At 68.6% G+C, this 22,798-nt stretch carries 15 protein-coding genes and 1 tRNA gene; 15 read left to right on the forward strand and 1 reads right to left on the reverse strand.

Translation table 11 applies throughout. The features are described from left to right. The first annotated feature begins 526 nt into the window (after positions 1 to 526). From PBV52_RS32985 to PBV52_RS33020, 8 genes are all read left to right on the forward strand, one after another. Positions 527 to 1,534, forward strand: a complete 1,008-nt coding sequence (locus PBV52_RS32985; protein ID WP_274243385.1) for a LacI family DNA-binding transcriptional regulator — start codon at positions 527 to 529, stop codon at positions 1,532 to 1,534. Positions 1,535 to 1,936: 402 nt separating this feature from the next. Further along, on the forward strand, positions 1,937 to 3,235 hold the full coding sequence (locus PBV52_RS32990) for an extracellular solute-binding protein (protein ID WP_274243386.1): 1,299 nt from the start codon (positions 1,937 to 1,939) through the stop codon (positions 3,233 to 3,235). 34 nt (positions 3,236 to 3,269) lie between these two features. After that, on the forward strand, positions 3,270 to 4,256 hold the full coding sequence (locus PBV52_RS32995) for a carbohydrate ABC transporter permease (RefSeq protein ID WP_373921937.1): 987 nt from the start codon (positions 3,270 to 3,272) through the stop codon (positions 4,254 to 4,256). A gap of 6 nt (positions 4,257 to 4,262) precedes the next feature. Then, positions 4,263 to 5,150 carry a carbohydrate ABC transporter permease gene (locus PBV52_RS33000; protein WP_274243388.1) on the forward strand — a complete coding sequence of 296 codons (888 nt, stop codon included), beginning with the start codon at positions 4,263 to 4,265 and terminating at the stop codon, positions 5,148 to 5,150. Positions 5,151 to 5,383: 233 nt separating this feature from the next. Continuing rightward, positions 5,384 to 7,681 (forward strand): glycoside hydrolase family 3 N-terminal domain-containing protein, encoded by a 2,298-nt coding sequence (locus tag PBV52_RS33005; RefSeq protein WP_274243389.1) that lies wholly within the window; start codon positions 5,384 to 5,386, stop codon positions 7,679 to 7,681. A gap of 122 nt (positions 7,682 to 7,803) precedes the next feature. Next, positions 7,804 to 9,276 carry a GH32 C-terminal domain-containing protein gene (locus PBV52_RS33010; protein ID WP_274243390.1) on the forward strand — a complete coding sequence of 491 codons (1,473 nt, stop codon included), beginning with the start codon at positions 7,804 to 7,806 and terminating at the stop codon, positions 9,274 to 9,276. 92 nt (positions 9,277 to 9,368) lie between these two features. Further along, on the forward strand, positions 9,369 to 12,305 hold the full coding sequence (locus tag PBV52_RS33015; protein ID WP_274243391.1) for a discoidin domain-containing protein: 2,937 nt from the start codon (positions 9,369 to 9,371) through the stop codon (positions 12,303 to 12,305). 138 nt (positions 12,306 to 12,443) lie between these two features. Further along, a complete protein-coding gene (locus tag PBV52_RS33020) occupies positions 12,444 to 12,656 on the forward strand; it encodes a hypothetical protein (RefSeq protein WP_274243392.1) in 213 nt (70 codons plus the stop codon). A 451-nt stretch (positions 12,657 to 13,107) separates the two neighbouring features. Here the strand turns inward: PBV52_RS33020 and PBV52_RS33025 are convergent. Further along, positions 13,108 to 13,179 (reverse strand) — tRNA-Arg (locus tag PBV52_RS33025). 195 nt (positions 13,180 to 13,374) lie between these two features. Here PBV52_RS33025 and PBV52_RS33030 point away from each other — a divergent pair. The 7 genes from PBV52_RS33030 to rho all read left to right on the forward strand — a co-directional run bounded on the left by PBV52_RS33030 (position 13,375) and on the right by rho (position 22,755). Then, a complete protein-coding gene (locus PBV52_RS33030; RefSeq protein WP_373922036.1) occupies positions 13,375 to 13,857 on the forward strand; it encodes a response regulator in 483 nt (160 codons plus the stop codon). Positions 13,858 to 14,096: 239 nt separating this feature from the next. Next, the gene (nrtL, locus tag PBV52_RS33035; protein ID WP_274243394.1) at positions 14,097 to 15,164 is read left to right on the forward strand and encodes an ArgS-related anticodon-binding protein NrtL; all 1,068 of its coding nucleotides are present in this window, start codon (positions 14,097 to 14,099) and stop codon (positions 15,162 to 15,164) included. 17 nt (positions 15,165 to 15,181) lie between these two features. After that, entirely contained in the window at positions 15,182 to 16,573 is a 1,392-nt protein-coding gene (lysA, locus tag PBV52_RS33040) for a diaminopimelate decarboxylase (RefSeq protein ID WP_274243395.1), read from the forward strand. Between the two features lie 155 nt (positions 16,574 to 16,728). Next, a complete protein-coding gene (locus tag PBV52_RS33045; RefSeq protein ID WP_274243396.1) occupies positions 16,729 to 18,021 on the forward strand; it encodes a homoserine dehydrogenase in 1,293 nt (430 codons plus the stop codon). A 6-nt stretch (positions 18,022 to 18,027) separates the two neighbouring features. Beyond that, positions 18,028 to 19,086 carry a threonine synthase gene (gene thrC / locus PBV52_RS33050; RefSeq protein WP_274243397.1) on the forward strand — a complete coding sequence of 353 codons (1,059 nt, stop codon included), beginning with the start codon at positions 18,028 to 18,030 and terminating at the stop codon, positions 19,084 to 19,086. Between the two features lie 330 nt (positions 19,087 to 19,416). Further along, entirely contained in the window at positions 19,417 to 20,334 is a 918-nt protein-coding gene (gene thrB, locus PBV52_RS33055) for a homoserine kinase (RefSeq protein WP_274243398.1), read from the forward strand. Positions 20,335 to 20,742: 408 nt separating this feature from the next. Beyond that, entirely contained in the window at positions 20,743 to 22,755 is a 2,013-nt protein-coding gene (gene rho, locus PBV52_RS33060; RefSeq protein WP_274243399.1) for a transcription termination factor Rho, read from the forward strand. Positions 22,756 to 22,798: the final 43 nt, after the last annotated feature.

Genomic DNA, 22,798 nt, shown 5'->3' on the forward strand with positions numbered 1-22,798 from the left:
GCGGCTCGTCGGCGCAGCACTGACTGCGGCCCCGGCGCGGACGGACCGAAAAGTGACATCCCAGCGGCGTCGACGTCCACGCAGCCGACTGGGGTGTCAGCGACGACATATGTCATCGATGACAGCGAGTGCCCGATTATGAAGGGCAATCCGGCCAGTGCGTCAACGGTGCGGGCGCGATTGCTCCGGGACGGGTCTGCGGTCCGTCGGGCATCGTCGGCGGCCGGCAGCCGCGCCAATGAGCTCCGCCATGGCGGGTGGGAGTCGGCAACCGTGCAGGTCAGAGCGGTGGTTTGGGTGGCGACCGGCAGGCTTCCGCGGCCTCGTGCGGGACCGAGATCGGCCGCGTTAACGAGTTGTTTCCGGGGTGTTGACCGGTGGGGCCTCTCGGTGCTTCACTTCCGGAACCGGTACCGAAACCGGTTCCGGGACTGCTTCCGGTACCGGTTACACGGGTCTCTGTACGATCGGCCCTTCGGTGCGGGAGGGAAGTCTTCCGCCTCTGCAGGAAGGGAGGGGAGGTGACATGGGAGTCACTATCGCCGACGTGGCCTCGCGGGCCGGCGTCAGCAAGACGACGGTCTCGCGGGTGCTGAACGGCAAGGGCGAGATCCACGAGAACACCGTCGTGAAGGTCCGCGAGGCGATCTCGGAGCTCGGCTATGTGCCGAGCGCCGGGGCAGTGGGGCTCGCACGCGGTACGACACAGATGATCGGCATGCTGGTTCCTGACATGGCCTGGGCCTGGGCCGGCATCGTGCAGGCGGTCGTCGAAACGCTGGAGGCCGAGGGCTTCGGACTGCGCATGCTGACCGTGAACCGCGGTGAGGAGTCACTGCGCAGGCTGGGCCTGCAGGTCGCCGCCAAGTCGTTCGACGGTCTGCTGGTGATAGAGCCCGAGGGGGCCCTGGCGGCCATCACGGAGCTGCACGAGGCCGGACTGCCGGTGGTACTGATAGATGACCGCTTCCAGCGGCCGGGATTTCCCTATGTGGCCACCACCAATCGGGAGGGCGGTGAGCAGGCGGCGCGCCACCTGCTGGACCTCGGTCGCCGTCGCCCTCTGGTGGTGACCGGTCCTGATGAGTACGGCTGCACCCGGGAACGGTTGGGCGGCTTCGTCGACGTCTATGCGCAGGCCGGGATCGAGCTCGACCCGCGCAGCATCATCTGCGGCGACTTCTTGTTCGACAGCAGCCGGGGCGCGGTCGCGCAAGCTCTCGCGGACGGCGTGGAGTTCGACGCGGTCTTCGGGCACAACGACCCCTCGGCGGCCGGTGTGCTCGCGGCCTTGCACGAGGCCGGCCTTCGGATTCCGCAGGATGTCGCCGTGGTGGGCTTCGATGACATCGAACTGGCGTCGTACACCTATCCGGCACTGACCACTGTCCGCCAGCCAATGCGGGAAATGGGTGAGGCAGCGGCGCGTCTGCTGCTCGACCACGTGCGCAGATCGCCGGAGGCCGCCCCCTCACGCATCATCCCCACCAGCCTCGTGATCCGCGGCTCGACGTTACAGCCGAGCCCGAACTGACGCGACGTCATCGCGAGGCGCACGTGATGGCGCCTCGCGGTCGTGCGGTGCGTTGCCGGTGACGCACCGCCCCCTCTCCTTGAAACCTCGGCGAACCCCTTCGGACTCGCCATCCTCACATCCCCTGGCGGCTGTGCCTGAGTTCACGCGGCACCGCCCACATGCACCCTTCGGCTCGCGCGTTCCCGATCCGGGACACCCCAGGACACCGAACGGCGCGCCTGGCCCACCCCGCCCGGCCTCTACCCACTGCGTCGGATGCTCCAGCCGCGCCCTGCGGCTGACCGCCGAGCCGCTGTCACCGCAGACGGTCCCCACCCGTGCGCCGGCCCATCCGGGCGTCCGCCCGCTCTCACCCTTAGCCCCCCGCGCCTGTATCGCCCAACGGCAAGGAGCCGCATCATGCGTATCACCACCCGTCACACCGTCAGAACCGTCCAGACCCTGTGCCTCACCGTCACGGCAGCCCTGGTGGCCACCGGCTGCGGCCGGAGCGCCGACTCCGGCGCCGGCAACGACGCGCCCGCCGAGATAGGCGCGGGCAAGGCCAAGGGGACGGTGGTCATGTGGAACCTGGGTGACATCACACCCGCTCTGAAGGACATGGCCAAGAAGTTCGAGCAGGAGAACCCGGACGCGACCGTCAAGATCACCTCGGTCCCGTGGGACGCCGCCCACGACAAGCTGACCACCGCCATCGCCGGCGGAAACACACCGGACATGTCCATGGTCGGGAGCACCTGGATGGCCGAGATGGCCGCCATGAACGCCTTCCAGGCCACCCCGACATCGATCAAGTCGTCGGACTTCTACCCCGGCCAGTGGGACACCACCAAGTACAAGGACGCCTCCTACGGTGTCCCGTTCACCGCCGACACCACGGTGGTCTACTACCGGACCGACCTCACCGAGAAGGCCGGTATCAAGGGCGCGCTGGCCGGCGACCGGGAGGGATACCTGAAGGACCTCAAGGCCATCCAGGCCACTGCGGGCAAGCAGAACCCCAAGCTGCGCAATGCCACCGGGCTGGTGATGGGCTTCAACTCTTGGCTTTTCTGGGTGCCGATGGTGTGGCAGCAGGGCGGTGACATCTACGACGCCACCACCGGGAAGTTCACCTTCGATACGCCCGAGGTCGCCAAGGCGCTGGAGTACTGGGCGAGCGTTCCGAAGCAGGGGTTGGCGCCGACTGACAGGTCGGACAACGTGCAGAACTTCCGGGACGGGCTGATCGCCACCTACCAGGAGGCCGCGTGGAACGGTGCCAGCCTCCACAAGGACGCCCCGGAGCTGGACGGCAAGTGGAAGACCATGCCGGTGCCGTACTCCGAGCAGCCTGCCGGGTTCGCCGGCGGCACCGACCTGGCGGTGTTCAAGGAAGCCAAGAACCCCGACGCGGCATGGAAGTTCGCCCGGTTCCTGACCGAGCCCGCCAACCTCGCCGCCTATGCCAAGGCCACCGAGGGCCTGCCCCCTTCGCCCCAGGCGTGGTCGGACGCGAAGCTGAGCGCGGACGAGAACATGAAGCCGTTCGACGAGCAGCTCAAGGTCAGCAAGGCGCAGCCCGCCATCACGACCTGGCAGCAGATCGCCGACGCCATCGACTCCGAACTGGAGAAGCTGGCCCTGGGCAAGGCCAGCGTCACCGAGGTTCAGAAGGCGCTGCAGTCCAAGGCCACCAGCATCGGCACCGGCCGCTGAGCGCCACCGCCATGAGCACCCCTCGCAGGGACGGATGACATCCATGTCCACGGAAACGCTCCCCGGGTGGGGCGACACCGACAAGCAGAGCACCGCGGGGCCGCAGCGGAGTGCCGGACGCCGGCGCTCCCCGCGCCGGGGCATGGCGCGCGGCAGGCAGGCCCGGGCCGCCTGGATCCTGGCCGCGCCCTTCCTCGCGCTGTTCGCGGCCTTCATGCTGCTGCCGTTGGTCTGGTCGCTGCTGATGAGCCTGACCGACACTAGTAGCGCCGACCTGCGCACACCCCTGAACGTGTCGTTCATCGGTTTCGACAACTACGTGCGGCTCTTCCAGGACGATCAGTTCTTCACGGCCCTGCGCAACACGGCCGTGTTCGTCCTGGTGGCCCTGCCCCTGACGCTCGCCGCCGGGCTTGCCGCAGCGGTCGCACTCAACAGCGGCATCCAACGCTTCCGGGCCGTCTTCCGGGTCGGCTTCTACCTGCCGGTGATCACCAGCATCGTGGCCGTCGCCGTGGTGTGGAAGACGCTCCTCGAACCCCGCGCGGGACTGGTGAACCTCGTCCTGGGCTGGTTCGGGATCGACGGCCCGGCCTGGCTGGCGGACACCCGCTTCGCCCTGCCCGTCATGATCGTGATGGCGGTGTGGCGCAACCTCGGCACGGTCATGATCATCATGCTGGCGGGTCTGCAGTCCGTCCCCCAGTCGCTGATGGAGGCGGCAGAACTCGACGGCGCCGGGCCCTGGCAGCGGTTCTGGCGGGTCACCTTCCCGCTGCTGCGTCCCGCCCTGCTGCTGACCGCCGTCACCACGGGCATCGGCTACCTGCAGTTCTTCGACGAACCGTTCGTGATGACCGACGGCGGACCGCTGGACTCCACCCTGTCGGCCACGTTGTACGCCTACAAACAGTTTGGCAACGGCAATTACGAGATGGCGTCGGCCGCCAGCTACGTCATCTTCGTCCTCATCGTGGCGCTGACCGTGCTGCAGTTCCGCGTGCTGCGAGACAAGGACTGACGCCCCATGAGCACCCTCTCCACTCTCCCCACGGCACAGCCGGGCACGGACCGCATCCTCAGGCGCCGCCGCATCCGCCGGACCTGGGGCCGGCCCTGGCTGTATCTGCCGCTCGCCGGCGCCCTGCTGTTGATGATCGCGCCGTTCCTGTGGATGCTGTCCGGGTCGTTCAAACCCGAGGCCGACATCCGCAGGGTCCCGCCCGTCCTGATACCTACGGCGCCCACGACCGCCAACTACGGTGAGCTGTTCAGCACGCTCGACTTCACGAGCATGTTCGCCAACTCCGTGATCGTGGCCCTCGCCGTCACCGCGGGCAACCTGATCTTCTGCTCGATGCTCGGATACGCCCTGGCCAAGCTGGAGTTCCGCGGACAGCGCGCCGTGTTCCTGCTGGTCATGGGGACGCTCATGATCCCCGGCCTGGTCACCTTCGTACCCCTGTACGTGCTGGTGTCCAACATGCAGCTGACCGGGTCCATGCTCGGGCTGATCCTGCCGTTCCTGGCCGGACCCTTCGGGGTGTTCCTGATGCGGCAGTTCATCTCCACCCTGCCCGACGAACTCATCGACGCCGCCCGCGTCGACGGCTGCCGCGAACTGGCCATCTTCGCGAAGATCATCCTGCCGCTGACCAAGCCGGCCCTCGCCACCCTCGGGATCATCACCTTCCTCGGCTCCTGGAACAACTTCCTGTGGCCCCTGGTCGTGGCCCAGAACGAGAGCCAGTACACCCTCCCCGTCGGCCTCGCCCTGGCCAGCAGCGGACAGTCCTTCACCCGCTTCGGCATCCTGCTCGCCGGTGCCGTGGTCGTCCTGCTGCCGGTGATGATCGTCTTCCTGCTCTTCCAGCGCCAGTTCGTGGCGGGCATCGCCACCACCGGCCTGAAGTGACACCCCGGCTTCCACCCCGTCGCCCACTGCCGCACCGGTCCCGCCCGGAGCGGCGGGCCGGCGGCGCGCGAGCCCCGCTGCGGCAGGCGGCAGCGTCCCTGCGACGCAGCGCCGTCGACCGCGGCGGCCACACGGCCGACACATCCGGCACAAGAACGTCGCACTCCCGCGACCAGCCCGCCGTCGGCAATCAACTCTCTGACCTGTGACGACTCATCACTTGGAGACCATAAATGGGACAGCCGGTCCGCCCTGCCGCGTACCTGGATCCGGAAGCGTCCGTGGAAGCAAGGATCGAGGACTTGCTGTCCCGGATGACCCTGCCGGAGAAGGTCGGGCAGCTGCTGATGCTCGACGCACAACACGGGGACCTGGCGGACATCGTGTCGGCCAAGCTGGCCGGATCGGTCCTGCATGTGTCTCCCGCGCTGATGCCTCAGGCCATGGAACTGGCCGGGCAGACACGGCTCGGCATTCCGTTGCTGACAGCCGAGGACGGCATCCACGGCCACTCCTTCTGGCCGGGCGCGACCATCTTCCCGACCCAGCTGGCCATGGCCTGCACCTGGGATCCCGCCCTGCTCCACCGGGTGGCCCGCGTGGCCGCCACCGAGATCGCGGCGACCGGAATCCACGGGACGTTCTCCCCGGTGCTGTGCATCACCCGGGACCTGCGCTGGGGCCGGATCAACGAGACGTTCGGCGAGGACCCGTTCCTGATCGGTGAACTCGGGGCGGCGATGGTGCGCGGCTATCAGGGCGCGGGTCTTGGCGACCCGACCGCCGTGCTGGCGTACGCCAAGCACTTCGCGGGCTACTCCGAAACCCTGGGCGGGCGCGACGCGAGCGAAGCCGATCTCAGCCCACGCAAGCTGCGCTCGTGGTTCCTGCCCCCGTTCGAGCAGGCGGCGCGGGCCGGCTGCCGCGCCTTCATGCTCGGCTACCAGTCGATCGACGGGGTGCCCATCACCGCCAATGAGTGGCTGATCAACGACGTGCTCAAGGGCGAGTGGGGCTTCACCGGGACGCTGGTGACCGACTTTGACAACGTCGGCCGGATGGTCTACGACCAGCGGATCTGCGCCGACCACGCCGAGGCGGCGGCCGTCGCCGTCAACTCCGGCAACGATCTCGTTATGGGCACCCCGGCGTTCTTCGAAGGCGCGCAGGAGGCGGTCGCCCGCGGCCTGGTCGAGGAGAAGCAGATCGATGACGCGGTACGGCGGGTTCTGCGGCTGAAGTTCGAGCTCGGGCTCTTCGAGGATCCCCGCGCTCCCGACCCCGAGCGGCAGGCGCAGGTGATCGGCTGCCGAGCCCACGCCGACCTCAACCTCGAGACCGCCCGACGCTCCCTGGTGCTGCTGCGCAACGACGGCACTCTGCCGCTCGAAGGCGGGCTGACCTCGGACCGAACCGGCCGCGCCGTGAGTCAGGGCACAGCGCGGACGATCGCGGTCATCGGCCCCAACGCCGACAGCCCCGAAGCCATGCTCGGCGACTGGGCGGGCGCCTCCGGACAGTTCTCGTGGATGCCCGAAGGGCATCCACGAGAGTCGGTGGAGACGGTGCTCGACGGCCTGCGCGCCGTCGCACCCGCCGACTGGACGCTCACGCACGCCCGCGGAGCCGACATCGCAAGCCCCGCCTACCACCCCGAGTGGTCCACCGGGCCCGACGGCCAAGCGCTGGCGCCCGTGTTCACCGCCGCCCCGGTCGACCAGGCACAGCTTCGGCAGGCCGTCGCCGCAGCCGAGGCCGCCGACTACGCCGTCGTGGTCGTGGGAGACACCATCGCCCTCACGGGCGAGGGGCGCTCCACGGCCACGCTCGACCTCCAAGGAGGTCAGATCGCCTTGCTGGACGCAGTCGCCGCCACCGGCACACCGATGATCGTCGTACTGGCCCAGTCCAAGCCGAGCACCCTCCCGGACTCGGCACTGAACGCGGCGGCACTCATCGAGGCGTTCAACCCGGGCATGCGCGGCGGCCGCGCCCTCGCCGAGCTCCTCCTCGGACTCATCGAACCGAGCGGCCGGCTCCCGGTCTCCTTCGCCCGCCACGTCGGACAGCAACCGGTCTTCTACAACCAGGTGCGAGGCCAGCACGGGGAACGCTACGCGGATCTCACCCAGGACCCCCTGTTCGCGTTCGGCGAGGGCCTCACCTACACCACCGTCACCTACTCCGACCTCGTCGTGCACGATCCGGACGTCTCGGCCGACGGCACCGTCGACGCAACGGTGCGCCTCACCAACAGCGGCAGCCGTCCGGCCCTGGAAACGGTCCAGGCGTACATCAGCGACCTGACCACCAGCGTCACCTGGGCCGAGCAGGAGCTGAAGGGTTTCACCCAGGTCGAAATCCCTCCCGGCGAAACCTTGGACGTCCGCCTCGGCATCCCCGCCGCGCAGTGCTCACTCGTCACGGCCGACAGCCGGCGAGTGGTCGAACCAGGTGAGTTCATGCTCCGCGTCGGCCCCAGCTCACGGCGCGAGCAGCAGCTGAGCGCGGAATTCCACATACGGACCTGAAGCCCGTATCCGGACCTGAAGCCCGCATGCGGGCTTGAAGACCCCCGCCCCGCCGGCCCGCCGCCCCGCTAACCCGAAGGCCGGCGGGGCGGGTCCACTCTGAAGCACCGAAAGGCACGCGTGTGTCCACCACACCCCGCGATCCGCACCACCCCGTCGCGCACATGCGCCCGCCCCGCAACTGGATCAACGACCCCAACGGGCTGGTCTTCCACGACGGCTACTACCACGTGTGCTACCAGTACAACCCGTCCGGAGCGACCCACGCGAACATGCACTGGGGCCACTTCCGCAGCCCCGACCTGCTGACCTGGGAGCCGCTGCCGATCGCCCTGTCCCCGAACCCCGATGGCGTGGACGCCGACGGCTGCTTCTCCGGCAACGCCGTCTCCGACGGCGACCGGCTGGTCGCCTTCTACTCCGCGCACCGCGAGGACCGCTCGTTCCAGCACCAGCCGGTCACCTGCGCCATTTCCCACGACGGCGGCAACAGCTTCCGCCCGCGCGGCGAACTACTCATCCCCGAGCTGCCCGAGGGCTGCACCATGTACCGCGACCCGTACGTCTGGCAGGACGGCGACGGCTGGCGGATGCTGGTCGGCGCCGCCCTCGCGGACGGCCGCGCCGCCGCCCTTCTCTACGACTCACCCAACCTGGAGAACTGGGCCTACCGGGGGCCCTTCGCCACCCGCCATCCGGAGCCCATCGGTGGCACCGACCTGCTCACCGGGGAGGGCTGGGAATGCCCGCAATACCTCCCGGCAGCCGACGGACGCGGCGCCCTCCTCTTCAGCACCTGGACCGAACCCACCGGTCCGCAGAGCGTCGCGGCCCTGATCGGCGAAGAGCATGACGGCCACTTCAAGGCGGGCTCAGCGGTGCCCGCCGACCACGGCCCCGACTGCTACGCGCCCGCCCTGCTGCGCGGACCGGGAAACCGGTGGCTGTTGTGGGGCTGGTCATGGGAAGCCCGCGACGAAGTCTGGGCCGTCGCGGACGGATGGGCCGGGGTCCTCACCCTGCCCCGCGAGATCCATGTCGACGACGGCACGCTGCACCAGCAGCCCGCCACCGAACTGCTCGCCCTGCGCGGCGAGCACGCTGTCCACGCGGAGGGCGTGACCGACGGCCCGCAGCCGGTGGACCTCGGCAGCGTGGGCCGCGCCTTCGACCTGACGGCCCGCCTGGAGCAGACCGCCGGAAACGCCGGTCTGCGGCTGCTCACCACCCCGGACGGCTCCGAGTACCTCGACATCCGCCTCGATGCCGACGCGGGCGAACTGGTCGTCGACCGTGACCACGCCTCACTGGATACTCGGGCCCGCGGCGGCTCCTACCGGATGCCCTGCCCAACCGACCGGCCTGTCGACCTGCGCGTGATGGTCGACCACTCCATCGCCGAAATCTTCCTGACCACCACCGGCCAGGTCCTCACCCTGCGCTTCTACCCCACAGGGCAGAGCCCGTGGCGACTTCAGGCCCGCACCGCACCGGGTACGCGCCTCGGCTTCGCGGTCGACGCGTGGGAGCTGCACCCGCTCGTGATCAAGGAGCCGAGCACCGGCGCCGCAGAGCCGGCTCCGGCGTCGCCGTAGAACCGACTCCAACCGGTCGATCCCCCACCTCGGCAATGTGTCCCACCCGCTCTCCCAAGTACTGAACAAGCAGGTCCGAAGGAGGATCTTCCATGAGGTCATACGGTCTCGGACGACGCCAGTTCCTGGCCACCGCCGTTGGTGTCGCTGCCGCCTGGACCCAGGTTTCCGGGAACGCCATCGCCGCCCCGCAGCTGAAGCAAGCCTCACGTGACAATTCCGTCCGTGTGTGGCTGACGGACGTATCGGCCGACAAGTGGGTCGCCGGCCAGGACGATGTGCTGTTCAAGGCGAAGAGAACGGCCAACCCGCTGACGATCAAGATCGACGACAGCGTCAAGTACCAGAAGGTCCAAGGCTTCGGCGCGGCCATGACCGACTCCTCCGCCTGGCTCATCGACAAGCTGTCCCCTGCCGAGCGGACCAAGCTGATGAAGAAGCTGTTCGATCCCTCGAAGGGAATCGGCCTCAGCCTGCTCCGCTCCCCGATGGGCGCCACGGATTTCAACGCGTCCGGGAACTACTCCTACAACGACATGCCCGCCGGCCAATCGGACCCGACGCTGTCCAACTTCTCCATCCAGCACGACGTGCCGTACATCATGCCGGCCTTGCGGCAGGCCCTCTCACTCAACCCGTCCATCAAGATTATGGCCAACCCGTGGAGCCCGCCAGGCTGGATGAAGACCTCCGACTCCATGATCGGAGGCACCCTCAAGAGCGAGTACACCTCCGCGCTGGCCAACTACTTCGTCAAGTTCATACAGGCCTGTGGCGAAGCCGGCGTGCCCATCTCCTACATTTCCCCGCAGAACGAACCCATGGGTACTCCCACCTGGCCCGGAATGTTCCTGTCCGCGTACCAGGAAGCCGAGTTGATCCAGGAGATCGGCAAGGCGTTCGAAGCCAACGGAATCTCCACGAAGATCCTGGCCTGGGACCACAACTGGGACGTGCCCTCGTATCCGGAGACGATCTTCAGCGACCCCGCAGCCTCCAAGTACACCGCGGGAACCGGATGGCACATCTACAGCGGCAACCCGAACTACCAGACAGTGGTCCACAACGACTATCCGAGCAAGGAAACCTTCATCACAGAAGCCACCGGAGGCGTTTGGCAGGACAGCGACCAGACGGCGTTCAGCGAAGCGCTGGGAACGTGGATCATCAACGGAACGCGCAACTGGGCAAACGGGGTGATGCTGTGGAACATCGCACTCGACCCCGATCGGGGCCCGCTCAACAGCGACACGGCCGGTATACCCATGCTTCGGGGGTTGCTCACGATCGACCCGGCTGACGGGCGGGTGTCTTACAACGTGGACTACTACGCCCTCGCTCACGCCAGCAGGTTCGTCAGGCCCGGAGCACGCCGGATCTACTCGAACACCTTCGGGGAAGGCAGCATAGAGAACGTCGCGTTCCAGAACCCGGACGGATCGAAGGTCCTGATCGCGCACAACTCGGGGAGCGCCGCGAAGACCTTCAGCGTTGCGGACGGGACGCACTCGTTCGACTACACCCTGAACGCCGGCGACGCCGTCACCTTCACGTACTCCGGACCTGCACCGAGCGGGCGCACTCCCGCAGCGACCAAGGTCTTGGACCCGACACACGACTTCACGTTCAAGTCGGCATCCGGCCCGGTCACCGTCACGTACGACCCGGCACTGCTGCCCTACCAGAACTCCATCCGCACCGGAAACAAGCTGGTCACGTACTCCCTGCCGATCGGAGCTTCCGTCCAGACGACAGGAAGGGCACTGAGCCGTAGCAAGTGGACCGCCACGGCTTCGGCGCAGGCGGATTGGGGTGTGGCCGCGAACGCGATCGACGGCGATATCAACACCAGGTGGAGTCTGGGGCATGGGCCGACGAGCGGCGACTGGTTCCAGATCGATCTGGGGAGCCCTGCGAGCTTCGACAAAATCGTCCTCGACACCGGCGTAAACAATTCGTTCGACTACGTCACCAAGTATCAGATATACGTGTCGAACGATGGCGCCGATTGGGGCAGCGCGATCGCAAGTGGCAGCGGAGGCATAGGGAAGGTCGCCGTCACGCTGCCACCCCGGACGGCACAGTACATTCGCATCGTCAGTACCGCGGCATCCGGTTTCTGGTGGGCCATCGGTGACATCAATGTGTACGGGTCTGCGCGTGGAACCGGCTCGATCACAGCTCCGACAGCGGTATCAAACGGCCTCCAGCTGAAAACCTGGACCAGCAAGGAAGGGTCGCAGGTTACCGTAGTATTCAACGGGACCGCCGACAGCGAGAGTTTCAAGATATCCACCGACGGCTCGTACACATATACGCTGCCGAGCGGGACTTCAGCGATGTTCACCACCAGGAAGCTGCCGAGTTTCCCGACGCCGGTCTTCAGCAGTTTGGCGCCGGAACGAGGCATGCCGCGCTCCAAGTTCACGATTCGCGGTTCTGGTTTCGGTGATGCACAGGGGCTGGGTACGGTGTATTTCGGATCAAGTTATGCCGAAATAGACAGCTGGTCGGACACGAGCATCAGCGCCTACGTTCCGAAGGGACTTCCGGCGGGGAAGGTCACGGTTTCTGTGAAGGGAACCAGCGGAGTGGATGCAGGTGGATCTTCGTTCGACGTCATCGATCTAGGTCCTGCGCTGCCGCGGACGGGCTGGACCGCAAAGGCTTCGGACGCAAGTCAGTGGGATGCGCCCGGAAACATGCTGGACGGAAACTCTGACACTCGGTACAGCTCCGGAACAGGGCAGTACGACGGCCTCTGGATCCAAGTGGACATGGGGCAAACGCAGACTTTCAACAAGATTGTGTTGGATGTCGGCGGCAGTGTCAGCGACTATGCGCGGAGCGCAGAGGTATACGTATCTGCGGATGGAACCGACTGGACCAAGGTTTCTTCCGTAGCGGACGGCCAACGAGTCCACCTGGTTTCCTTCCCGACGCAGACAGCTCGCTACATCAAGGTCGTCAACACCGGCAATGTTGCGCGTAGCTGGTGGTCAGTCGCGGAATTCAACGTGTACAACTGACCTTGAGCTTTCACGTGGGATAAGGGCTGACCGTTCCCTCGACGCAGAGAAATTGCCTCCGGACAGCGGACAGGGATTGCTGATGTCTTGTCGCCGTAGTGGCTGAAGGCGCTCTTCAGATGAAGGGAGCGCTCGGCGGTGACTGCCTGGCCCCTGCAGGGATGCTTCGCGCGCAGCCGGCAGACAACGAAGCCGACCCTGCGCTCCGGCCTGCCGCTTCCGGCCCGGGCCGGAAGCGGCAGCGATGATGTGTGCAAGGTCAAGCCCGGCACAGCACTGCGGGTGCCCACAAGGCACCCGGTCAGCGACGAGCCCATCGCCGTGATCGACGGCACGGTCTGCATGTCATAGCACCGTGCCGTCCCGAACCGTCATCCTCGGCCGGACGCAGACAGGTGCTCCGGCCGAGGATGATCCGAAATGGTGGCCTCTGTCACCATCGGAGGCGGTGGCCGCAGATTGTTTGGCCTCTCATTCGGCTGGAAAGTGTGACGACCCACCAGACCGTTTGCGCTTCGGTGTGCTGTCGGCCACATTTAGGCAGGTCACGTGAGGTTCTCGGGGCTGAAACCTTGCCGACCGCCAGGTCGGCGCCTGGGTCGGAACTTCGCCCTGAGTATGGCCATCAAACGTCTTGCGAAGTGGCTTTGACCTGCGAACATTCTCCAGCTTAGGAGACGGCCGCGATATTCGGGACGCTACGCACCCGGAAAAGAGCAACGGTCAAAAGACCGTGTGTGTTTTGGCGTGTACGCAAAAACTCCTGACCTGTATTTCTGCAGGTCAGGAGCTGTTCCCGAAGTGCCCCCGGCAGGATTCGAACCTGCGCACACGGCTCCGGAGGCCGTTGCTCTATCCCCTGAGCTACGGGGGCGTGTCGGGCGCCTTGCTTGGCGGCGACGGGTAGAACCCTACCAGTTCCTCCGGGGTGTTCATGAACGGGTTTCCGGGGTGGTGGCACCGGGTGCGACCTGGGGTGGCTTGCCCGCAGGGGGTGGAAGTGGGGAAAACCCGGACGCGGTGGCCGGTCCGGACCTACTCTCGAGTTGTGCCAGGCGCGTCGGGCCGGGTGCTTGTTGTGGACGACAACAAGGTCATCCGGCAGCTGATCAGGGTCAATCTCGAACTGGAGGGGTTCGAGGTGGTGACCGCGGCCGATGGTGCCGAGTGTCTCGATGTCGTTCATCAGGTGCGGCCCGATGCGGTCACCCTCGACGTCGTCATGCCGCGGCTCGACGGGCTACGGACCGCCGCACGGCTGCGTGCCGACCCCCGTACCCGTGATCTTCCCCTCGCCATCGTCAGCGCCTGCACCCAGTACGAGGTCGACAGCGGCCTCGATGTCGGCGTCGACGCCTTCCTCGCCAAGCCCTTCGAGCCCACCGAACTCGTCAGCCTGGTACGGCAGTTGATCGAGCGGAAGCGGAGGGGGGAGCGGAGTCGGGAACGGCGGGGGAACCCCGAGGGTGGAGTCGAGGGCGCGGGTACCGACGAGATCGTGTTCGGGAGCGTCTTCGGGGCCGGAGAGGCCGCGGGTCGCGCCGGAGGCTGACACCCCCGTCGGTAGCACCGCGTCGGCGTCGCGGGCGTTGTCGAAAGCTCGGCCGCTCCGTCCGTGCCGCCCAGCCCTCCACGTCCGCCCGCGCCGCCGCGAGCCCGCCCCCCCCCGTGCCGCCCAGCCCTCCACGTCCGCCCGCGCCGCCCCGCAGCCCGCCCCCACCCCGTCCACATCCCGGGACCCCGCCCAAACCCATTCGCATACCCACCCCCCTCCTCCCCTACGCTTGTCCCGTGACCCCCGTCGAGCTCTCCCGTACCGTGCTGCGCGCGGTGCGTCGTGCTGTCGATGAGGGGGAGCTGCGCGTCAGCGTGCCGGAGCGGGTCGTGGTCAGCGCTCCCGGGCCCGGTGGCTGTGGTGACTACGCCACCAACATCGCCCTCCAGCTCGCCCGCCCGGCCGGGCAGCCGCCCCTGCGCGTCGCGGAGATCCTGCGGCCGCACCTCGCCGGTGTGGACGGCGTCGCCGACGTCGTCGTCACCGGGCCCGGCTTTCTCAACATCAGCCTCGGCGGCACCGCGCCCGTCGCCCTCGTCGAGGAGATCCTGCGGCGTGGCACCCGGTACGGGTACGCACACGGCCCCTCCGCGGACTTCGTGCCGCTGTGCTGTCCCCACGAGGTACGGGCCGTGGTCGTGATGGACGCCGTCGCCCGGATCCTGCGGTCCCAGGGCGCCCTCGTCCGCACCCGTTGCGAGGCCGCGCTCGAGCCGCAGTGGGCCGACATCCTGGGGGTGCGTGTCGACGCGCACGACGTGCACGGCACGCAGGACGCGCACGGCACGCAGGATTCGGCCGACCCGCCCCCCCACGTCGTGCGCCCCGTGCCGGCCCTCGTCGATCCTCTCCCGCTCGGCCGCGACGCCGCCCGCTGGGCCCTGCTCCACCCGGCCGCCCACGACCGGCCCCGTCTCACCGACGACCACCTCGTCCAGCGCGAGAGCAACCCCCTCTTCCGCGTCCGCTACGCCCACGCCCGCACCGGGGCCCTCGGCCGCAACGCCGCCGCCCTGGGATTCGACGCCGAACCAGGGGACGTACGACACGAAGTCACCGCCCTGCTCGCCGACCACCCCCGCGTCCTGGCCCAGGCGGCAGCGCACCGCGCCCCCGACCGTCTCGCCCGGCACCTCGTCACCGTCGCCGATGCCGTGCTGCCCCTCCTGCCCGCCGTCCTCCCCCGCGGTGCGGAGAAACCCTCGGCCACCCACCGTGCCCGGCTCGCCCTCGCCGAAGCCGCCGGGACGGTGCTGGCCGGTGGCCTGTCCCTGCTCGGCATCGACGCACCCGACCATCTCTGAGAGAGCCCACGCCAGTCATGAGCCGTTCCGCCCACCCCGCCGGGCCCCGCCACGCCGATGTCCTCCCCGAGGGGCACTACTCCGCCCCGCCCACCGACCTCAACGCCCTCGACCCGAAGGTGTGGGCCCAGACCGTCGCCCGCAACGCCGAGGGAGCTGTCACCGTCGGCGGCATCGACGTGAAGACCCTCGCCGAACAGCACGGCACCCCCGCCTACTTCCTCGACGAGGCCGACTTCCGGGCCCGGGCACGGGCCTGGCGCAGCGCCTTCGGGGCCGACGCCGACGTCTTCTACGCCGGCAAGGCGTTCCTGTCCCGTGCCGTCGTGCGGTGGCTGCACGAGGAAGGGCTCAACCTGGATGTGTGCTCCGGGGGCGAGCTCGCCACCGCCCTCTCCGCAGGCATGCCCGCCGACCGCATCGCCTTCCACGGCAACAACAAGTCCGTCGAAGAAATCACCCGGGCCGTCGACGCCGGTGTCGGACGCATCGTCCTCGACTCCTTCCAGGAGATCGTCCGCGTCGCCCACATCGCGCAGGAACTCGGCAAGCGACAGCGCGTCCAGATCCGGATCACCGTCGGCGTCGAGGCGCACACGCACGAGTTCATCGCCACCGCCCACGAGGACCAGAAGTTCGGCATTCCGCTCGCCGGGGGACAGGCCGCCGAGGCCGTCCGGCGGGCCCTGCAGCTCGACGGGCTGGAGCTCATCGGGATTCACAGCCACATCGGGTCGCAGATCTTCGACATGTCCGGCTTCGAGGTCGCCGCGCACCGCGTTGTCGGGCTGCTCAAGGACATCCGTGACGAGCACGGTGTCGAGCTTCCCGAGATCGACCTCGGTGGCGGCCTCGGTATCGCGTACACGAGTGACGACGACCCCCGCGAACCGCACGAGATCGCCAAGGCGCTCACCGAGATCGTCACGCGTGAGTGCGAGGGCGCCAAGCTGCGGACTCCGCGGATCTCCGTCGAGCCGGGGCGCGCCATCGTCGGGCCGACCGCCTTCACGCTCTACGAGGTCGGCACCATCAAGCCGCTCGACGGGCTGCGCACGTACGTCTCCGTCGACGGCGGCATGTCCGACAACATCCGTACGGCGCTGTACGACGCCGAGTACAGCGTCGCCCTCGTGTCCCGGACGAGCGACGCCGAGCCCATGCTCGCCCGCGTCGTCGGCAAGCACTGCGAGAGTGGGGACATCGTGGTGAAGGACGCGTTCCTGCCCGCTGACCTGGCACCGGGTGACCTCATCGCCGTACCGGCGACGGGTGCCTACTGCCGGTCCATGGCCAGCAACTACAACCACGTGCTCCGGCCGCCCGTCGTCGCCGTGAACGACGGCGAGGCCCGGGTGATCGTCCGGCGTGAGACGGAGGAGGACCTCCTGCGTCTCGACGTCGGGTAGCCGTAAACCCGGAGACAGACCCGGGGTGGAAGATCTCCTGTCATCCACCCCCGTACAAATGAAATCGATGTCTCACGATCCGGACGAGGGGCAGAAACTCCCGTCCGGTGAGTGAGACTGGTGCAACCGTAGATGGTAAGAGGAAACGAGGTCGGATGATGCGTACGCGTCCGCTGAAGGTGGCGCTGCTGGGCTGTGGGGTTGTCGGCTCAGAGGTGGCGCGCATCATGACGACGCACGCCGAAGACCTCGCCGCCAGGATCGGGGCGCCCGTGGAGCTCGCGGGGGTGGCCGTACGGCGGCCCTCCAAGGTCCGTGAGGGCATCGACCCCGCGCTCGTCACCACCGACGCGACCGCCCTCGTCAAACGCGGCGACATCGATGTGGTGGTCGAGGTCATCGGGGGCATCGAGCCCGCCCGCACCCTCATCACCACCGCCTTCGAGCACGGCGCGTCCGTCGTGTCGGCGAACAAGGCGCTCCTCGCCCAGGACGGCGCCGCCCTGCACGCCGCCGCCGAGCAGCACGGCCGTGACCTCTACTACGAGGCGGCCGTCGCCGGCGCCATCCCGCTGATCCGGCCGCTGCGGGAGTCCCTCGCCGGCGACAAGGTCAATCGGGTGCTCGGCATCGTCAACGGCACGACGAACTTCATCCTCGACAAGATGGACTCGACCGGCGCCGGGTACCAGGAGGCCCTCGACGAGGCCACCGCCCTGGGGTACGCCGAAGCCGACCCCACCGCCGACGTCGAGGGCTTCGACGCCGCCGCCAAGGCCGCCATCCTCGCCGGAATCGCGTTCCACACGCGCGTGCGCCTCGACGACGTCTACCGCGAGGGCATGACCGAGGTCACCGCCGCCGACTTCGCCTCCGCGAAGAACATGGGCTGCACCATCAAGCTGCTCGCCATCTGCGAGCGGGCCGAGGACGGCGCCTCCGTCACCGCGCGCGTGCATCCCGCCATGATCCCGCTGACCCACCCGCTCGCCTCCGTGCGCGGCGCGTACAACGCCGTGTTCGTCGAGTCCGACGCCTCCGGGCAGCTCATGTTCTACGGCCCCGGCGCGGGCGGTTCCCCGACCGCGTCCGCCGTGCTCGGCGACCTCGTCGCCGTCTGCCGCAACCGGCTCAGCGGGGCAACGGGGCCCGGCGAGTCGGCGTACGCCGCCCTGACCGTGTCGCCGATGGGTGACGTCGTCACGCGCTACCACATCAGCCTCGATGTGGCGGACAAACCGGGTGTTCTCGCCCAGGTGGCGACCGTGTTCGCCGAGCACGGAGTCTCGATCGATACGGTTCGCCAGCAGGGCAAGGACGGCGAGGCCTCCCTCGTCGTCGTCACCCACCGTGCGTCCGACGCGGCCCTCAGCGGGACCGTGGAGGCGCTGCGCAAGCTCGACACCGTGCGGGGTGTCGCCAGCATCATGCGGGTTGAAGGAGAGTAACCAGCAATGACCCACCAGTGGCGCGGAATCATCGAGGAGTACCGGGACCGGCTTCCCGTCTCCGACACCACGCCGGTCGTGACGCTCCGCGAGGGCGGCACGCCCCTCGTGCCCGCGCAGGTGCTCTCCGAGCGCACGGGCTGCGAGGTCCACCTGAAGGTGGAGGGCGCGAACCCGACCGGGTCCTTCAAGGACCGCGGCATGACCATGGCCATCAGCAAGGCCAAGGAGGAGGGCGCGAAGGCGGTCATCTGCGCCTCCACCGGCAACACGTCGGCCTCCGCCGCCGCCTACGCCGTGCGCGCGGGCATGGTTTCGGCCGTTCTCGTCCCGCAGGGCAAGATCGCGCTCGGCAAGATGGGCCAGGCCCTCGTGCACGGCGCGAAGATCCTCCAGGTCGACGGCAACTTCGACGACTGCCTCACGCTCGCCCGCGACCTGAGCGACAACTACCCCGTGGCGCTGGTCAATTCGGTCAACCCGGTGCGTATCGAGGGGCAGAAGACGGCCGCCTTCGAGATCGTGGACATGCTGGGCAACGCCCCCGACATCCACGTCCTGCCGGTGGGCAACGCGGGCAACATCACCGCGTACTGGAAGGGCTACACGGAGTACGCCGCCGACGGCATCGCCGAGCGGACCCCGCGCATGTGGGGCTTCCAGGCCTCCGGCTCCGCGCCCATCGTGCGCGGCGAGGTCGTCAAGGACCCGTCGACCATCGCCACCGCCATCCGTATCGGCAACCCGGCGTCCTGGCAGTACGCGCTCGCCGCGCGGGACGAGTCCGGCGGCCTCATCGACGAGGTGACGGACCGTGAAATCCTGCGCGCCTACCGGCTGTTGGCCGCGCAGGAGGGCGTCTTCGTGGAGCCCGCCTCGGCCGCGTCCGTCGCCGGTCTGCTGAAGGCCGCCGAGCTGGGCCTGGTCGACCCGGGCCAGACGATCGTCTGCACCGTCACCGGCAATGGCCTCAAGGACCCCGACTGGGCCGTCGCCGGCGCCCCGCAGCCCGTCACCGTCCCGGTCGACGCGGCGACGGCGGCCGAGCGGCTCGGACTGTCGTAAGCCGGGCCACACCCCGTCGTAGCGGCGCCCGACCCCGTCGTACGGGGCTCGTGTCCGGGTATGAGAGGGCGCTTACCTGGGGGACTTCCCTACAGGGGGTGCACAGGGGGCATACGACACGCATCGTGCGCCTCCTGTGCGCCCTATGTCGCCACAGAACCTACCTTCGATAGGCTGTACTGAACCCGCCCGCCGCATATGCCTCCGCATGGGGCGTGGTGCCGCGCCGTCTCCGCGGCCCGGAAGCGGCCCCAGGGGTCTTCGTACGTCATCGAATGTCGTCATCGAATGTCTTCGACAATCACGCAGCTCAAGGAGAGTCATCGAGCGATGGCCGGTCCAGCCTTCCGCGCCGCCGCCGTCCGGGTGCGCGTCCCCGCCACCAGCGCCAACCTCGGCCCGGGCTTCGACGCCCTCGGCCTGTCGCTGGGGCTCTACGACGACGTGGTCGTCCGGGTGGCCGACTCCGGGCTGCACATCGACATCGCGGGTGAGGGCAGCGAGACGCTGCCGCGTGACGAAAAGCACCTTCTCGTACGGTCCCTGCGCACCGCCTTCGATCTGCTCGGCGGCCAGCCGCGCGGCCTGGAGATCGTCTGCGCCAACCGCATCCCGCACGGCCGGGGCCTCGGCTCCTCCTCGGCCGCCATCTGCGCCGGCATCGTCGCCGCGCGCGCGGTGACCATAGGCGGCGAGGCCAAGCTCGACGACACGGCCCTCCTGGAGCTCGCCACCGAGATCGAGGGCCACCCCGACAACGTGGCGGCCTGTCTGCTCGGCGGCTTCACCCTCTCGTGGATGGAGGGCGGTGCCGCGCGGGCGATCAGGATGGACCCTGCCGATTCCATCGTTCCGGTGGTTTTCGTGCCCGGAAAGCCGGTCCTGACCGAGACCGCGCGCGGCCTGCTCCCGCGCACCGTGCCGCACGTCGACGCCGCCACCAACGCGGGTCGGGCAGCCCTGCTCGTCGAGGCCCTCACCAGGCGCCCCGAGCTGTTGCTGCCCGCCACCGAGGACCGTCTCCACCAGGAGTACCGCGCACCTGCGATGCCGGAGAGCGCGGCGCTGGTGGAGCGGCTGCGGGCCGACGGCGTCCCGGCGGTGATCTCCGGCGCGGGCCCCACCGTTCTGGCGTTGGTCGATGCCGACAGCGCCGACAAGGTCGCCCATCTGGCAGGCGACGGCTGGGCCGCGAACCGGCTCGAGCTGGACGCCCAGGGAGCGAGCGTGCTGCCGCTTGCGCCCTGACACACGGTTGCCGGATTTCGAGAGGGGGAATGTTTGTTGGATCCGGTAGTGTTAACCTCAAGTCTGCACCCGACCCCACCATGGCGAGGTGCTTCGTGTCCCCGTCCGGGACAGACATTCTTCCGGGAGCCTCCCAAGCCGCACTGTGTTCCGTACGACGTACGCGAGCAGTACCTCGTACGCGGGCACTGAGCGACTCGCCGGGCACGCTCCGGAACCGGCGCGACCGAGCCGAGTGACACAGACACTGAGTGCCACGGCTCTGGGAAGCGCCATCACCAGATATTTCCTCCGCCGCTTCGGCGGAACACCGCCCCGGCACGGTCCACACACCAAGGACCGAAGCCGGACAGCACAACCGGTCGCCGAGCCAGACAGGCCGACGTCCGCTCCAGGGAAGGACCCTTCGTGAGCGACACCACCGATCTGATGGGCGCACGTGTCGAGGAGACCGCTGCCGCGCCCGCCACGGACGCCTCCGCGCCTGCCAGCGGTGCCGGCTCCCGGCGGCGCCGCGGTACCGGCCTCGAGGGCATGGTGCTGGCCGAGCTGCAGCAGGTCGCATCCGGCCTCGGCATCAGGGGCACCGCGCGCATGCGCAAGAGCCAGCTGATCGAGGTCATCAAGGAGGCGCAGGCCGGGGGAGGTGCCGCGGCTCCCAAGGCTGCATCTGCCGCCGGGGACGCCACCGAGACCAAGCCCAAGCGCCGCGCCACCTCCAAGGCTCGTACCGGCGAAGCCGCCGAGAAGAAGGCGGAGAAGGCGGCTGAGGCCCCCGCCGAGAAGGCCGTGGCCCAGCAGCAGATCGAGATCCCCGGCCAGCCGGCCAGCGAGGACGCCCCGGTCGAGCGCCGCCGTCGTCGCGCCACCGCCGACGCCGGTGCCCCCGCGGCCGCCCCCGAGACGGTCGCGGCCGAGGCGAAGAGCGAGCCGAAGGCCGAGACGCCCGCGCAGTCGCAGGGCGACGCCGGTGAGGGCGGCGAGGGCCGTCGTCGCGACCGCCGTGAGCGCGGTCGGGACCGTGACCGCGGTGACCGTGGTGACCGCGGGGACCGTCGCAAGGGCGACGACCAGCAGGGCGGCGGCCGTCAGGACCGCGGCCAGCAGCAGAACCAGCAGCAGAGCGGCGGCGGCCGTCAGGACCGTGACCGCGACCGCCAGCAGCAGGACGACGACGACTTCGAGGGTGGCCGCCGGGGCCGTCGCGGGCGTTACCGCGACCGCCGTGGCCGTCGTGGCCGCGACGAGATGGGCGGCGCCGAGCCGCAGATCAACGAGGACGACGTCCTGATCCCGGTCGCGGGCATCCTGGACATCCTCGACAACTACGCCTTCATCCGTACGTCGGGCTACCTGCCGGGTCCCAACGACGTGTACGTCTCCCTCGCCCAGGTCCGCAAGAACGGCCTGCGCAAGGGCGACCACATCACCGGTGCGGTCCGTCAGCCCAAGGAAGGCGAGCGGCGCGAGAAGTTCAACGCGCTGGTGCGCCTCGACTCCGTCAACGGCATGGCGCCCGAACACGGCCGCGGCCGCCCGGAGTTCAACAAGCTCACCCCGCTGTACCCGCAGGACCGGCTCCGTCTGGAGACCGACCCGGGCGTGCTGACCACCCGCATCATCGACCTCGTGTCGCCGATCGGTAAGGGCCAGCGCGGTCTGATCGTGGCCCCGCCGAAGACCGGTAAGACCATGATCATGCAGGCGATCGCCAACGCGATCACGCACAACAACCCCGAGTGCCACCTGATGGTCGTCCTGGTCGACGAGCGTCCGGAAGAGGTCACCGACATGCAGCGGTCGGTGAAGGGCGAGGTCATCTCCTCGACCTTCGACCGCCCGGCCGAAGACCACACGACGGTCGCCGAGCTCGCCATCGAGCGTGCGAAGCGGCTCGTCGAGCTGGGCCACGACGTGGTTGTCCTGCTGGACTCCATCACGCGTCTGGGCCGTGCCTACAACCTCGCCGCCCCCGCCTCCGGCCGCATCCTGTCCGGTGGTGTCGACTCGACCGCGCTGTACCCGCCGAAGCGCTTCTTCGGTGCCGCGCGCAACATCGAGGACGGTGGCTCGCTCACCATCCTGGCGACGGCTCTCGTCGACACCGGGTCCCGCATGGACGAGGTGATCTTCGAGGAGTTCAAGGGCACCGGCAACATGGAGCTCAAGCTCGACCGGAAGCTCGCCGACAAGCGCATCTTCCCGGCGGTGGACGTCGACGCGTCCGGTACCCGTAAGGAAGAGATCCTGCTCGGCAACGAGGAGCTCGCCGTCGTCTGGAAGCTGCGGCGTGTGCTGCACGCGCTGGACCAGCAGCAGGCCATCGAGCTGCTTCTCGACAAGATGAAGCAGACCAAGTCGAACGTCGAGTTCCTGATGCAGATCCAGAAGACGACGCCGACGCCCGGCAACGGCGACTGAGCACCAGCGCTCCAGAAAGTCCCAGAAGGCCGCTCCCCGTCAA

The organism is Streptomyces sp. T12 (assembly GCF_028736035.1).
Lineage (GTDB): Bacteria > Actinomycetota > Actinomycetes > Streptomycetales > Streptomycetaceae > Streptomyces.